The following is a 14,041-nucleotide window of genomic DNA, read 5'->3' on the forward strand; positions in this document are numbered from 1 at the left end:
ATGACAACCGGGCCACCTTACCGGCGGCCCGGCCCGGACCTCGTACCCGGCGGGGGGTCTCCCACCCGGGTGCGATTCAGCTCACGTCGGGGCGGTCAGCGCGCGAAGCGGGGCAGCTGTGCGGCGATCCTGGGGACGTCGAGGGCGCCCTGGCAGACGTCCAGGACGAACGCCTCCGCTTCGTCGACGTCGAAGGCCGAGTCCAGCGGATGCCCGTTCACGTGGAGGAAGACCCAGGTCGCGTACCAGGCGATGCGCTTGTTCCCGTCCACGAGCGAGTGGTTGCGGGCGAGCGACTCCATGAGCGCCGCGGCCTTCTGCCAGACGTCCGGGTAGGCGTCCTGGCCGAACACGCTCGACTGCGGACGCGCCAGGGCGGAGTCGAGGAGGCCGTAGTCCCGCACTTCGTCCGCGCCGAGCCGCTGCGCGAGGTTCAGGGCCTCGGGGAGCGTGAGGCAGTACGTCACGCGAGCCTCCGGTTCAGCTCCTCACTGACCTTCAGCACGTGCTCGGCCGCCTCGTCGAAGAGGCGGGAGTGCTCGTTCACGGCCCGGATCACGGCGTCGTGCGCGAAGGACTGCATACTGCGCCCTTCCGCCTCGGCCCGCTCGCGCAGGGCGTTCAGCTCTTCTTCGGTGAACCTGACGTTGAGACCGGCCATGACGCCATGGTACCGCGCGGTACCACATGGTGTCAGGGGGCTTTCGGGTCCCCGGACCGCACCGGCTCCCCGTGCAGCCGCGTCGCCACCCACGCCCCCGCCGCCGCCACCCCCGCCATCGGCAGGAAGACCGCCGCGAAGGCGGCCGGGTGGGAGCCGGTGGCGGCCGCGTGGGAGGCGACCGCGTGGCCCACCGCGCCGCCGCCGAGGGCGGCGAAGGCCGCGCCGCCGGAGGCGAGGAGGAGGACGTTGGAGAGGCCGTCGGAGATCTGGAGGGCGGCGGAGTTCGCGCCCGCCTCCTCGGGGGCGGAGAGCTTCAGGAGGAGCACGCTCGTGGAGGAGATCACCGCGCCCATGCCGAGGCAGCCGAAGGCCCAGGCCACCGCGACGGTCCACACGGGGACGGCGGTGATCAGGACGCTCGGCGCCGCCGCGATCGCGAGCGCGACCAGGACCATCCCGAGGACGACGAGCCGCTCGCGGTACGGCTCCGTCCACGGCCGGGACTGGATCCAGGAGCCGAGCGCCCAGGTGAGGCCGCCGACGGCCAGGGAGAGCCCGGCGAGGGTGGGGCTCAGGCCCCGCTGGGTGACCAGCATCAGGGGCACGAAGGACTCGGCGGCGATGAAGGACCCGGCGGCGATCCCGCGCAGCAGGACCACGGAGGGCAGGCCGCGGGCGGCCCGGTAGGTGCCGCGCGGCAGCAGCCCCCGCACGGCGGGCACGAGCAGCGCGGCGCCCGCGGCGGCGGGCAGCAGGGAGAGCCAGCGCAGTTCCTGCCCGGCGTACTGGAGGAGCCCGGCGCCCGCGGAGATGCCGAGCGCCAGCCGGATCCGGCGCCGGTCCCAGGGGGCGACGGGCGCCTCCGGGTCGGCGGGGCCCGAGGCGGTGCGGCGGATCGCGGGGAGGGCGAGGGCGAGCGGCAGGACGACGAGGGCCGGGATGCCGACGAAGACCCAGCGCCAGCCCAGGTGCTCGGTGATCGTGCCGGAGGCGAGCGGCCCGACGACGGAGGGGACGACCCAGCTCGCGGCGAAGGCGGCCATGATCGCGGGCCTGAGGTGCTCGTCGTAGGCGCGGCTGACGACCACGTACAGGGCGACGATGACGAGGCCGCCGCCGAGGCCCTGCACGGCCCGGCCGAGGACGAACATCCACATGGCGCCGGCGGTTCCGGAGAGGAGCAGTCCGGCGGCGAAGGCCGACATGCCGGCGGTGAGGGGCGCGAGCGGGCCGCCCCGGTCGGACCACTGGCCGGCCAGGACCATGCCGAAGAGGCTGGTGGTGAAGTACGCGGAGAAGGCGAAGGCGTAGACGGACACGCCGTTCAGCTCGCGGGCGGCGACGGGCATGGCCGTGCCGACGGCGGTCGCCTCGAAGGCGATGAGCAGGACGACGGAGACGATGCCGATGCTGAGCGCCCGGTGCGCCGGGTCGAGGACGGAGCCCGGGGCGGTGGGCCTCCGGTCTCCGGTGCGGTCGGCGCGGGGGCCGGTTCCGGTGGTGGGGGCGACGGCGGCGTCGGTGCCGGCGTCTCGGGGTTCGAGGGCGCTCATCCCCCCAGAGTAAGAGGTGTAGACCCGAATGACCCCTGTCGGAAGTCCGGCGGCCCCTCGGTCCTCGGTCCTACGACCGCGAACGGAGTGTTGCGGGCGTGTGGCAGTCGCGTGGCACGGCCCCGCGAACCCTTGAGCCCCCTCAGACCGCCCCCTACGGTCGTACCAGTGCACAACACGACCGTGTGCCCGAGTGGTTCAGGGACTCGCCTGCAAAGCGAGTTACGCGGGTTCGATTCCCGCCACGGTCTCCGAGGGCCCGCCCGTGGCGGCGGGCCGGAGCGGCGGCGGCGGCGGGAGCCCGTCACCAGAAGTTGGGGGCGTTCACCTGCCCGGCGGTGCGGACCAGGCCCGTCGAGGGGTCGAGCGTCAGGACGTACATCGTCCGGTGGGTGAGCTCGGTGCTGTTGGCGGTCGTGAAGCCGTTCACCCGGCCCGCGCCGTCCGCCCTCAGGGGGCGGGAGGACTTCCCGTACGAGCCGTCGGACGGGTAGAAGCCCCAGACCTCCATGCCCCGGTCCGGGGTGAATCCCGAACCCCAGACGCGCAGTTGGTTCTCCCAGCGGGCGCCCGTGCCGTTCGCGGGCAGGCCCGTCGGGTCCTGGTAGCCGTAGACCGCGTTCCGGTTCTCGTTCGTGGTGTAGCCGCGCGTGGGGGGCGGGACGCAGACGTGGTCCGAGGGGCGCGCCTCGCGCCACACGAACCCCGGCTTGCAGGTGTCCGGCCCGTAGGCGCCCCCGCCCGGCTGGACGCGCGACGCGGCGGCGGCGTTGTCCTGCTGCGTCCGCGTCCGCGTGGCCGGCGGCACGCACACCAGGTCGCCCGGCACGGCCTCCCGCCACACCAGACTCGCCTTGCACGTGTAGGGGCCGTACGGGAGGGCCCGGCCCGCCTGCGCCTCGCCGGCCCGCGCGGGAGACTTCGCCTGCGCGGGGGAATCGGCCCGTACGGGGGGATCGGCCTGCGCGGGAGGGGACGCCGCGAACAGCGCCCCCGTCGCGAGGACCAGGGAGGCGAGTACGCCGTTGACGCGCCGGCCGAGCGGACCGTGCGGCGGGGTCCTCCGGGGGTGGTTCTCTCCGGGCCTCATGCGCTGCTCCCGTTCCGACGCGCTCACCCCGTGAGGACCGTTCGGGCGGCCCGGGCAGGGGGAGTCATCAGGTGCGGTGGGGAGGGGACCGGTGCGTCCGCGGATTCCGCGGCCGACGCGCGCGGCGGTCGGCCCGGTCGCGGAGTTCGTCCGACGGTTCGGAGTCGCGTCCCGTCTCCCAGGACAGCACAGTCCCGAGGCCCCCGCAACCGCGGCCTCCGGGGCGGCGGGCGCCGTCCCTCCGCCCCTCCCGTGGCCGGAGTCGGCCGTCTCGATAGGCTCGTTCCCGCTCCGGTGGCCCCGGGGCGTCGGGACGACGGGGGGACGATCCGGTGGAACAGGCGCGCACACGGCGGGAGTCCACGCGGCGGATCGGGCCGTACCGGCTGATCACCCGTCTCGATCCGCCCGGCTCCCCCGCTCCCTGCCGGCGGTTCGTGGCCCGGGGCGAGGACGGGCGCACGGTCCTGCTGAGCACCCCGCTGCCGGGCGCCGACCCGGCCCGCTTCGCGGTGGAGGCGGAGGCGGGACGCCACGTGGTGGGGCCGTGGCTCGCACCGGTGACGCGGGTGTCGGGTCCCTTCGGCGGGGCCGGAGCCATCGGCGGGGCCGGGGCCGTATCCGGGGCCGTGCACGGAGCCGTATCCGGAGCCGGGGCCGTATCCGGAGCCGGGGCCGAAGCCGCTCCCCTCCCCGGAGCCGTATCCGGAGCCGGCGCCGGGGCCGGAGTCGGAGCCGGCGCCGCGCCCGTGTCCTCCCCCGCTCCCACCGCCCCCGCCTGGTACGCCACCCCCTACCTCCCCGTCCTCCCCCTCCCCGTCGCCCTCGCCGTGCACGGCGGGCCGCTGCCCGAGGCGGTCGTGCGGGGGATCGGGGTCGCGCTCGCCGAGACGCTCGCCGCCGTGCACGCCGGGGGCCTCGCGCACGCCGGGGTCTCCCCCGCCGCCGTGCTGATCGCCGCCGGCGGGCCGCTGCTGAGCTGTTTCGGGACGGTGCGGGCCGCGGGGCCCGACGGCGAGCCGCGCGCCGGACTGCCCGGGATCGATCCCGGGGCCCTCGCCCCCGAGCAGGCGGCCGGGGGACGGCCGCGTCCGCCGGGCGACGTGTTCGCGCTCGGCGCCGTCCTCGCGCACGCCGCCACCGGGCACACCGTGCCCGAGCGGGACGAGCTCCCGGACGGGCTGCGGCCGGTGGTCGCCGCCTGCCTGGCCCGCGACCCCGCCGACCGGCCCACCGCCGCCGCCCTGGCCGCCTCGCTCGCCCCGCCCGCGCCCGCGCCCTCCCTCCTGGCCCCCGGCTGGCTGCCCGGCCGGGTGGTCGCCGCGCTCGCCCGCCAGTCCGCCGAACTCCTCGCCGCCGAGCTGCCGCCGCTCCCCGAGCGGGCCGCCCCCGGCCCCGTACCCGTCTGAACGCGCCCCGCGCCCGTACCCGCCCCCCGCCCCCGGACCGCACGGACCTGACCTCATGCTGTCGCCCCTGACCCACGACGACCCGGCCTCCGTCGCCGCGTACCGGCTCCTCGCCCGCCTCGGCTCCGGCGGCATGGGCACGGTCTACCTGGCCCGCACCCCGGGCGGCCGGACGGTCGCCCTGAAGACCGTGCACGCCCGGCTCGCGGCCGATCCCGCCTTCCGCAGCCGGTTCCGGCTGGAGACCGACGCGGCGCGGATCATCGGCGCCCGCCACGGCGCGGCCGTCGTGGACGCCGACCCGCTGGCCGAGACCCCGTGGCTGGCCACCGAGTACGTCCTCGGACCGCCCCTCGACGACGCCGTCGCGCTCGGCGGCGCGTTCCCCGAGCCGACCGTCCGCGCGCTCGGCGCCGCGCTCGCCGGGGCCCTCGCCCAGCTCCACTCCTCGGACGTGGTCCACCGCGACCTCAAGCCCTCGAACGTCCTGGTCACCGCCTACGGCCCGAAGGTCATCGACTTCGGCATCGCCCGCGCGGCCGGCGACGACCACCTCACCCGCACGGGGGCGGCGGCCGGCACCCCGGCCTTCATGTCGCCGGAGCAGGCGAGCGGGCACGAACACGCCCCGGCGGGCGACGTGTTCGCGCTCGCCGGGGTCCTCGTCTTCGCGGCCACCGGCCACGGCCCCTTCGGCACGGGCTCCCCCGCCGACCTGCTGTACCGCGTGCGGTACGCCGAACCCGACCTCACCGGCGTGCCGGAGGCGCTGCTGCCGCTCCTGACGGCGTGCCTCGCCAAGGACCCGGCGGACCGGCCCACCACCGCCGTCCTCGTGGAGCACCTGCACGACGGGCACGGGGAGTTCGCGGACCACCTGCCCCCGCTGGTGCTCGCCGACATCGGGCGGCGGGCGACCGACGTGTGGCTGCACGCCCCGCACCGGCTCCCGGCCCCGGAGGGTCCCGTCGCGGCGGAGACCGCGCCCGCCACCCCGCTCTCCCGCCGCCGGCTGTTCTCCGCGGGCGGCGCCGCCCTGCTCGGGGCGGCGGGCGCGGGCGGCGGCCTGTGGGCGTGGCGGAGCGGACGGCGGGACGGCCGCCCGAACGGCGGATCCTCGGCCGGGCCCACCGCCGTCCCCGCCCCGACGGCCGCGGACGGGGCGCCGGCGCCGCTGTGGCAGGAGAAGGCGTTCGACCGCGAGCAGCGGACCACCCCGCTGGTCGCGGACGGTGTCGTCGGCTTCGCCGAGACCACGGAGTTCCGGGCGCTCGACATGCGCGACGGCTCCGAACTCTGGGCCGAGAGCGCGGTGATGGAGCCCCGGCAGATCACCACCGACGGCACGGTCTTCTACCTGTCGAGCGGCGAGTTCGAGGGCCCCGGCATCCTCCACCTCCGCACGCGCGGGGCCCTCGGCGGCGGGGGGACGTCCCGGACGATCGACCTGAAGGGCTTCGAGGGCTCGTACAAGGGCACGGAACTCCTCACTGCCTCCGACGGCGTGCTCTTCGCCTCCTCCCGGCGGGGCGACTGGGACGTCTCCGGGGACCGGGACGACACCGGCTGGCACCTGATCGCCGTCGACGTGCGCGCGGGCCGGGAGCTGTGGCGGCAGCCGTACGCGTGGGACGGCGTCCGGCCCTGGCTGTCCAAGGTCGTCGGCGACCGGCTGGTCCTCGGCAAGAACAGCGGCGACCTGGACTCCTTCCTGGTCCAGGCGCGCGACCTGCGCACCGGCCGGCAGCTGTGGCGGCGGCGGCTGCCCCTGAAGGACTCCGCCTCGTACATCCCCGGCCAGCTGGTGACCGACGAGCGGCACGTCTACCTGGGCGGGGACCGGCTGCGGGCCCTGCGCCTCACGGACGGCGCGGTCGCCTGGGAGTACGGCTCCGGTTCCGCCTCCACCTCCTACGGCGTGCCGGCCGTCGCGAACGGCCTGGTCCACGCGCAGGAGCGGAGGGAGGCCCCCGGCCTGGTGTCCGTCGGGGCCGGCAACGGCCGCAGGCACCGGACGGAGGGGCCGTCCGGGCGCTCCCTGTCCCCGTACCTCTTCGCCACCCCCGTGGTCGGCGAGAAGTACGTGTACACGCCCGTGCGGGGCGGTCTCAACGCGGTCGCCCTGGACGGCTACCGCTCGGACTGGGTGTTCCGGACGGAGGCGAGCCGCTTCGTGACCGACAAGGAGAGGACCCGGCTCTTCGGGGCGGGCCAGACGTCCGTGGTGTCCCTCCCGCTCGCCTGACGAAGCCGTCAGCCCCCCAAAAAAAGAATCCGCCTGATCGGAAGCGTTCCCATGACCCCTCAGCCCCTCGCCGTCGGCGACCCGCTCCGGCTCGGCCCGTACCGGCTCCTCGGCGTCCTCGGCGAGGGCGGCATGGGCAAGGTGTACGTCGGCCGGGACGGCGCCGGGACGCCCGCCGCCGTCAAGGTCCTCCGCCCCGAGCTCGCCCACGACCCGCACCTCGCCCAGCGGTTCGTCCGCGAGGCCGACATGGCGCGGGCGGTCACGAGCGGGGGCGTGGCGCGGATCCTCGGGGCCCGGACGGAGGGCGGACGGCCGTGGATCGCGGCCGAGTTCCTCGCCGGGCCGACCCTCGACGATGCCGTCCGCGCGTACGGGCCGCTGGACGTGCCGTCGGTCCGCGTTCTCGCCGCCCGGCTCGCCCGGGCGCTGGCCGACATCCACGCGGCCGGGCTCGTCCACCGGGACCTGAAGCCCGCGAACATCGTGCTGACCTCGGCCGGGCCCCGGATCATCGACTTCGGCATCGCGCGGCCCGAGCACGGCCTCACCCTCACCACCACCGGCCAGATACCGGTCACCCCGGGGTACGGGGCCCCCGAGCAGGTCCTCGGGCGGCGGGTCGGCCCGGCGGCGGACGTCTTCTCGCTCGGTGCGGTCCTGGTCCACGCGGCGAGCGGGCGGCGCGCCTTCGACGGCGCGCACGTGGCGGCGCTCCAGTACGAGGTGGTGCACGGCGCCCCGGACCTCGGCGGGGTGCCGCCGGAACTGCGGGAGCTGATCGGCCCGTGCCTGGCGAAGGACCCGGCGCTCCGTCCGGACCCCGCGCGGATCGCCGCGGCCTTCGCGCCGCCGAAGGGCGCCGAGCGGGTGTGGCGCAGGGGGCCGCTCGCGGAGGACGTCAAGCGGCGCGAGGCCGCGGTGAGGCGTCTGACGGCGCCCGCCGACACCACCGTGCCCGGGTCCGGCCGGCCGTCCCGGCGCCGCTTCCTGACCGGCGCGGCCGTGGGCGTGGCCGTACTCGGCGCGGGCGGCGGGGCGGGCGCCTGGTGGCTGAACCGGAGCGGCGGGTCGCCGGCCGCCGACGTGCCGCCGGCCGTGGCGACCCCCGAGGCGGCCTTCGTCTGGGCCGTCGACACCGAGCCGGGCGAGGCCCCGGAGCCGCTGTGGGGCCCGGTCGACGGGACGGCGCCGGGGGACGAACCCCCGCTGCCGGTGCGGGACGTGGTGGTCGTGCGGGCGGCGAAGGGCGGCCTGCTCGCCCTGTCCGTGACGGACGGGAAGGAGCGGTGGCGGGCGAAGGAGGTCGACGCGGACGCGGGTTTCGTCTCCGTCGCGGACCGGATGGTGGTCGGCGTCGACGGGGACGGCGCCCTGCGCGCGTTCGTCGCCTCCACCGGCCGGCCCGTGTGGCGGAGCGGGACCGGGGTGAGGAACGTCCTCGCGGCCGACGAGACCCGGGTCTATCTGGTGACGGAGGACGACGAGCTGCACGCCGTCGACGCCTGGACCCTCGCCACCGTCTGGGCGCGCCCGATGACCTCGCCGCGCTCCCCGAACGGCGCCGCACGGGCCCTCGTGGGCGACCGGCGGCTCGTGATCCACGGCAGGGACGGCCGGGTCGCCGCCCTCCACGCCGAAACCGGGCGCACGCAGTGGGAGTCGACGGGCCGGGGCACCGCCGGACAGGCCCCGGCGTCCAGCAGCAACATCGTCTGCTTCGGCGGCCCGAAGCTGACCGCCCGGCGCCTCGACACGGGCGATCCGCTGTGGGAGGAGGAGGCCGGCAGCGGGAGGCCCGACTGGGGCACCCCGGCCGTGAGCGGCATCGCCGTCTTCGCGGTCAGCTCCCACAACGCCCACCGCTACGGCACCACGGTGGGTTCCTCCTCCCCGAGGCAGGAGTGGCACGAGATCCTGGACGGCACGGGCCCCGGCACGCTCGCTCCCCCGGTCGTGGAGGGCACGACGGTCTGGCTCCACGCCCCCGACGGCAGCTCCCTCAAGGCGGTCGACAAGGAGACCGGCGACCACCTCTTCACGGTCGGCATGAGGGGCGAGGGCACCTACCGGACGGCGAGCGGCGGCAACCGCGTCTTCCTCGTCCGGGGCGGCCGGATCGCGGCGATGCCGGTGTACGGGGAGTGAGGGGCCCTCCGACCGGCGAACGGTGCGGAGGGCCCCGGCAGTCCTACTGGGGCGCCGCCACCGCCGCCTGCGGGCGGATCGGGAGGCGGTTGACCGGGCGGCCGGTGGCCGCGCGGACCGCCGCGGCCACGGCGGCGGGCGAGGTGACGACGGGGACGGCGCTCGCGGGCTTGGCGCCGAAGGGGGCCACCACGTCGCGCTCCTCGACCAGCCTCACGATCCGGATGTCCGGGGCGTCCAGGGAGGTCGGGAGGGCGTAGCCGGTGAAGTCGGGGTGGCGGACCAGGCCGCGGGCGGTGCGGAGGTTCTCCGTGAGGGCCGCGCCGACGCCCTGGGTGACGCCCGCCTCGATGCGGGTGGCGAGCTGGGCCGGGTTGAGGATCCGGCCGACGTCCTGGGCGACGGCCATCTCCACGACGCGCACGGCGCCGAGTTCGACGTCCACGTCCACGACCGCGCGGATCGCGCAGAAGGCGAGGCCCACGAAGGCGTCGCCCTGGCCCGCGTCGTCCAGGGGCTCGGTGGGGTGGGGGCGGCACTGGGCGGTGGCCCAGAGCTCCTTGCCGTCCATCGCCTCGGTGACCGTCGTCGACAGGACGCCGTCGTACGAGGTGATCTTGCCGTCGGTGATCTGGAGCAGCTCGGTCGACATGCCGAACTTGTGGGCGAGCGGCTGGAGGAGCTGGGTGCGGACCATCTTCGCGGCCCGCTCCACGGCCCCGCCCGACACCCAGGTGTGCCGGCCGTGGGCGGCCGGCCCGGCGGGCGGCTGGTCGGTGTCGACGGGCGCGACGTGCACCTCGTCGATGCCCAGGGTCTCCTGCACGATCTGGCGGGCGAGCGTCGAGAAGCCCGAACCGGTGTCCACGGCCGAGCAGATGATCGTGGCCGTCCCGTCCGCGACCCGCACGGTCGCCGTCGAGACCTCGTCGGCGCCCTCCGCGCCGAGCATGTGGACCATGCCGAGCGCGTAGCCCACGCCCCGCCGCACCGCGCCGGGTTCGCCCGCGCCCTCGGGGCCGCCGGGCAGCAGCCACTCGCCCTCGGGGGTGTCCTTGGGCAGCGGCGGCAGCGGGAAGTCCCGTACGGCGGAGAGGAGTTCCGCGACGGGGGCCGGGCAGGTGACCGTCTGTCCGGTGGGCAGGATGTCGCCGGTCGCCATGACGTTCCGCATGCGCAGCTCGGCCGGGTCCACGCCCAGCTTGGCCGCGAGCCTGTCCATCTGCGCCTCGTACGCCGCGCACACCTGCATCGCGCCCTCGCCCCGCACGTGGCCGGACGGCGGGTTGTTCGTGCGGACGGCCCAGCCCTCGACGAAGGCGTGCGGGACGACGTACGGGCCGCAGGCGAAGGCCACGGCCGCCGCCAGGGACTCGGACGAGGAGTCGGCGTACGCGCCGCCGTCGAGCAGGATCTGCGCCTCCACCTTCACCAGCCGCCCCTCCGCGTCCGCGTGGTGGCGGTAGCGCAGCAGGGTGGGGTGGCGGTGGGCGTGGCCGAGGAAGGACTCCTCGCGCGTGGCGGTGAGTTTGACCGGGCAGCCGGTGCGCAGCGCGAGCAGGCCCAGCGGGATCTGGAAGCCCGGGTCCTCGCGGTCGCCGGTGGCGCCCGGGACGCCGGTGACGACCAGCTTGACCTGCTCGGGCAGGAGGCCGAAGCAGGCGGCGGCCAGGTCGCGGTCGGTGTGCGGGTCGGTGGAGGCGGTGTAGAGCTCCACCCCTCCGTCGGGGCGCGGGACGGCGAGGCCCGCCTCGGCGCCGATCGGTGCCGGGTCCTGCCGCCCGATCCGGTACAGGCCCTCGACGACGACCTCGCCGGCCGCCTCCGGGTCGCCGAAGCGGAGCGGGATGTGCCGGATCAGGTTCCCGTCGGGGTGCAGCGGCTCGGCCGCGAACGCCTTCTCCGGGTCGGTGACCGGTTCGAGGACCTCGTACTCGACGGCGATGGCGGCGGCGGCGAGCCGGGCCGTGTCGGGGTGGTCGGCGGCGACGGCCGCGAGGGCCTCGCCGTGGTGCCGGACCAGGTCGGAGGCGAAGACGGGCCGGTCGGCGACCCGGCGCCCGTAGGTGGCCGCGCCCGGCACGTCGGCGGCCGTCACCACGGCCCGCACGCCCGGCATGGCGACGGCGGCGGAGGTGTCGACGGAGACGATCCGGGCGTGGGGGTGCGGGGAGCGCAGGATCGCGGCCCAGAGCAGGCCCTCGGCCCACAGGTCGGAGGCGTACGGGAAGGTGCCCTCGGTCTTCGCGCGGGACTCGGCCTGCGGGAGCGAGGTGCCGAGGCCGTGGGCGGCCGGCTCCTGTCCGAGGGGTCCGGGGACGTCCGTGACCGTGGCCGTGGGAACGGCGGTGGTCGCGTCGCTGCTCACGCCTTGCCTCCGTCGTGCGGGTGCGGGATCTGGTGCGGGATGCGGGCCTCGTCGGCGCTCTCGGGCGCGTGGGCGGCGGCGCCGGCCTCGCGCTCGGCGACGACATCCCGTACGGCTTCGAGGACGCCCCGGTAGCCGGAGCAGCGGCACAGGTTGCCGGCGAGCGCCTGGCGGGTCTCCAGTTCGGTGGGGGCGTGGTTGCCCTCCAGGAGGTCGTGCACGGTCATGCACATGCCGGGGATGCAGAAGCCGCACTGGACGGTGCCGCACCTGGCCATGGCCCGCTGCACGTCGGAGGGCTCCCCGTCGGCCGCGAGGCCCTCGACCGTCCGCACCTCGCTCCCGGCGGCGGTCGCCGCGGGGACCAGGCAGGAGGCGACGAGCCGCCCGTCGACCTGCACGTTGCACGCGCCGCACTCGCCCTGCGAGCAGCCGTCCTTGGCCCCGGCGAGCCCGAGGCGCTCGCGCAGGACGTAGAGCAGCGACTCCCCGATCCAGGAACCGGTGACGGGCCGGTCCACGCCGTTGACCCGGAGGGTGTACGAGGTGTGGGGGTGCTCGTCGCTGTCGGTGGAGGCGTGGACCTCCGCCGCGACGGCGGGCACCGGGTCGGGAACGTCCGTGTCGAGGACGGTCTCCGCGCGGAGACCGGCGTCCGTCCCGGGGGCGGGATCCGCTTCGGGGGCGTCCGGCCCGGGAGCCTCCCGGACGGCCTCGGGAACCTCCCCGACGGCCTCGGGGGCTTCCCGGACGGCCTCGGGGGCGTCCTGCACGGCTTCGGGGGCCGTTTCGGGCTCCGGGTCCGTCCCGGGGGCGCCGGAGGCGTCGGGGGTGTCCCGTACGGCCTCCGGGGCCGCGTCCTCGGCGGTCTCCGGCTCGGGCCCGGCCCCGGCCCCGGGCTCCGGCTCCTCCCGGAGCGCCCAGGGCGCGGGCGCGCCGCCCGGGAGGGTCGCCGGGGCCTCGGCGGGGATCTGCCACTGGCCCGTGTCGCCGGGGCCGGGAGCGGGGAGGGCGGCGGGGTCGGGCTCGCCGGCGGGGGCGGGCTCGGTGGCGTGCTCCGCCGGCTCCGCGAAGCCCCACCCGGCCGTCGCGTGCGGGTCCGGCCGGCCGTACCCGGACCGGTCGAAGGGCTCGCCCTGCTGCTCGAAGTACTCGAAACCGCCCCGGTCGCCCTCGAAGCCCCGCGGCTGCTCGTAGCCCCGGGCCCCCTCGGACCCGTAGCCCGGGCCGGGCTCGTAGCCCGCGCCCCGGTCCGGCTCGTGGCCCTGCCCCCGGCCCTGGTCCGGCTCGTAGCCCCGGTCCGGCTCGTAGCCGTGGGCGTGGTCGAAGTACGGCCGCACCGGCTCCGCCTCGACCGGCAGGTGGACCGACCAGCTTCCGGTGGCCGCCGGGTCGGTCGCCGGGGACGGGGTGAGCGGCTGGAGCGGGGTGATCATCGGCGGGACGTAGTCGTGGCCGGGCGCCTCCAGGGGCACGCCGTCCAGCATGAAGTCCGGCGGGAGCTGCACGAAGGCGGTCGCGTCGCCGTCGTACCCCTCGCTCTGCGGGATCGGCTCCCAGCCGCCCTGGTTGCCCTGCTGTTCGTCGCTGCTCACGCGAGTGCCCTCCCCAGTGCCCGTCGGGCGAGTGCGGCGACGGTGCGCCGCAGGTGCAGTACGGCCGGGGGCAGCTGTTCGCCCCCTTGCGGGTCCGGGATGCAGGCGGCGGCGACGTACTCGCCGAACGCCGTCAGCGCCTCCGGCGCGAGCCCCCGGTCGTTGTCCCAGTCCACCAGCGAGGCGATCCAGCGCTCGGCCTCCAGGGGCCGCAGCGGCATCGGCGCGACGGCGCCGACGGCGCAGCGCACCCCGCGCCGGGCCGGGTCGAGGACGACGGCGACGGAGGCGGTGGCGCGGGCCGGGCCGGTGCGGCCGGTGGCCTTGAGGAAGACCTGCGGGGCGTGGAGCAGCGGCACCCGGACGAAGCCCACGAGTTCGCCGGGGGCGAGCAGGTCGCGGCCGGCGAGCAGGTGGGAGACGGGGATCTCGCGGCTGCCGAGCGGCCCGAGGACGACGAGGTCGGCCTCCAGGGCGGCGAGGACGGGCAGCGAGTCGCCGGTGGGCGCGGCGGTGACGACGTTGCCGCCGAGGGTGCCGGCGTTGCGGATCTGCGGCGGCCCGGCCGCGCGGGCGGCGGCGGCGAGGGCCGGGATGAGGGCGGCGAAGTCGGGGCGGCCCATCCGGGCGTGGGTGAGGCCCGCGCCGAGGAGGGCGTGGCCGTCCTGGTACTGCCAGCCGCGGATCTCGTTGATGCGGCCGAGGCCGACGAGTCCGGCGGGCCTGAGCTGGCCCCTGTTGACGGCGGCCATGAGGTCGGTGCCGCCGGCGACGGGGACGGCCGCCGGCATGGCCGTGAGCGCCGCGACGGCCTCGTCGAGCGAGGCGGGCAGCGTCACGGCCTGCGCCGTCTGTGGTGCGTGCGTGGTCAACCCGCTGCCCCTTCCCGGTGTCCCGGCGGTCCCCGACTGTGCCCGGCCGTCGCGCCTGCGTGTGGGCGTACCGTACGTGCTCACAGGCCGGACGTGG

Annotated in this window: 10 protein-coding genes and 1 tRNA gene; 4 read left to right on the forward strand and 7 right to left on the reverse strand. The window is 76.7% G+C overall.

Going from position 1 to position 14,041, the window contains the following annotated elements:
• Positions 1-95: 95 nt before the first annotated feature.
• From ACIQKA_RS22130 to ACIQKA_RS22140, 3 genes are read right to left on the reverse strand one after another with little or no spacing between them, the layout of a single operon-like run.
• The gene (locus ACIQKA_RS22130; RefSeq protein ID WP_383152306.1) at positions 96-467 is read right to left on the reverse strand and encodes a type II toxin-antitoxin system death-on-curing family toxin; all 372 of its coding nucleotides are present in this window, start codon (positions 465-467) and stop codon (positions 96-98) included.
• Positions 464-661, reverse strand: a complete 198-nt coding sequence (locus tag ACIQKA_RS22135) for an Arc family DNA-binding protein (RefSeq protein ID WP_402542046.1) — start codon at positions 659-661, stop codon at positions 464-466. Before ACIQKA_RS22135 ends, ACIQKA_RS22130 begins: the two co-directional genes overlap by 4 nt.
• Before the next feature lie 32 nt (positions 662-693).
• On the reverse strand, positions 694-2,217 hold the full coding sequence (locus ACIQKA_RS22140) for an MFS transporter (RefSeq protein WP_402542048.1): 1,524 nt from the start codon (positions 2,215-2,217) through the stop codon (positions 694-696).
• 179 nt (positions 2,218-2,396) lie between these two features.
• On the opposite strand from ACIQKA_RS22140, the gene ACIQKA_RS22145 reads away from it, so the two are divergent.
• A tRNA-Cys gene (locus ACIQKA_RS22145) sits at positions 2,397-2,468 on the forward strand.
• 53 nt (positions 2,469-2,521) lie between these two features.
• On the opposite strand, the gene ACIQKA_RS22150 is transcribed toward ACIQKA_RS22145, so the two are convergent.
• Positions 2,522-3,307, reverse strand: coding sequence for a hypothetical protein (locus tag ACIQKA_RS22150; protein ID WP_383433520.1), 786 nt, complete (start codon positions 3,305-3,307; stop codon positions 2,522-2,524).
• 332 nt (positions 3,308-3,639) lie between these two features.
• Here ACIQKA_RS22150 and ACIQKA_RS22155 point away from each other — a divergent pair, with 332 nt between their 5' ends.
• From ACIQKA_RS22155 to ACIQKA_RS22165, 3 genes are read left to right on the forward strand one after another with little or no spacing between them, the layout of a single operon-like run.
• Positions 3,640-4,716, forward strand: coding sequence for a serine/threonine protein kinase (locus ACIQKA_RS22155; protein WP_402542049.1), 1,077 nt, complete (start codon positions 3,640-3,642; stop codon positions 4,714-4,716).
• 55 nt (positions 4,717-4,771) lie between these two features.
• Positions 4,772-6,961 carry a protein kinase gene (locus ACIQKA_RS22160; protein WP_402542050.1) on the forward strand — a complete coding sequence of 730 codons (2,190 nt, stop codon included), beginning with the start codon at positions 4,772-4,774 and terminating at the stop codon, positions 6,959-6,961.
• Between the two features lie 51 nt (positions 6,962-7,012).
• On the forward strand, positions 7,013-9,109 hold the full coding sequence (locus ACIQKA_RS22165; RefSeq protein WP_402542052.1) for a PQQ-binding-like beta-propeller repeat protein: 2,097 nt from the start codon (positions 7,013-7,015) through the stop codon (positions 9,107-9,109).
• 43 nt (positions 9,110-9,152) lie between these two features.
• On the opposite strand, the gene ACIQKA_RS22170 is transcribed toward ACIQKA_RS22165, so the two are convergent.
• The 3 genes from ACIQKA_RS22170 to ACIQKA_RS22180 are packed head-to-tail and all read right to left on the reverse strand — an operon-like array spanning position 9,153 to position 13,944.
• The gene (locus tag ACIQKA_RS22170; RefSeq protein WP_402542053.1) at positions 9,153-11,477 is read right to left on the reverse strand and encodes a xanthine dehydrogenase family protein molybdopterin-binding subunit; all 2,325 of its coding nucleotides are present in this window, start codon (positions 11,475-11,477) and stop codon (positions 9,153-9,155) included.
• Positions 11,474-13,072: a 2Fe-2S iron-sulfur cluster-binding protein gene (locus ACIQKA_RS22175; RefSeq protein ID WP_402542054.1), complete on the reverse strand. Its 1,599-nt coding sequence runs from the start codon at positions 13,070-13,072 to the stop codon at positions 11,474-11,476. Before ACIQKA_RS22175 ends, ACIQKA_RS22170 begins: the two co-directional genes overlap by 4 nt.
• The gene (locus ACIQKA_RS22180; RefSeq protein WP_383152331.1) at positions 13,069-13,944 is read right to left on the reverse strand and encodes an FAD binding domain-containing protein; all 876 of its coding nucleotides are present in this window, start codon (positions 13,942-13,944) and stop codon (positions 13,069-13,071) included. Before ACIQKA_RS22180 ends, ACIQKA_RS22175 begins: the two co-directional genes overlap by 4 nt.
• Positions 13,945-14,041: the final 97 nt, after the last annotated feature.

It is taken from the genome of Streptomyces sp. NPDC092045 (assembly GCF_044756005.1).
Taxonomy (GTDB): Bacteria; Actinomycetota; Actinomycetes; order Streptomycetales; family Streptomycetaceae; genus Streptomyces.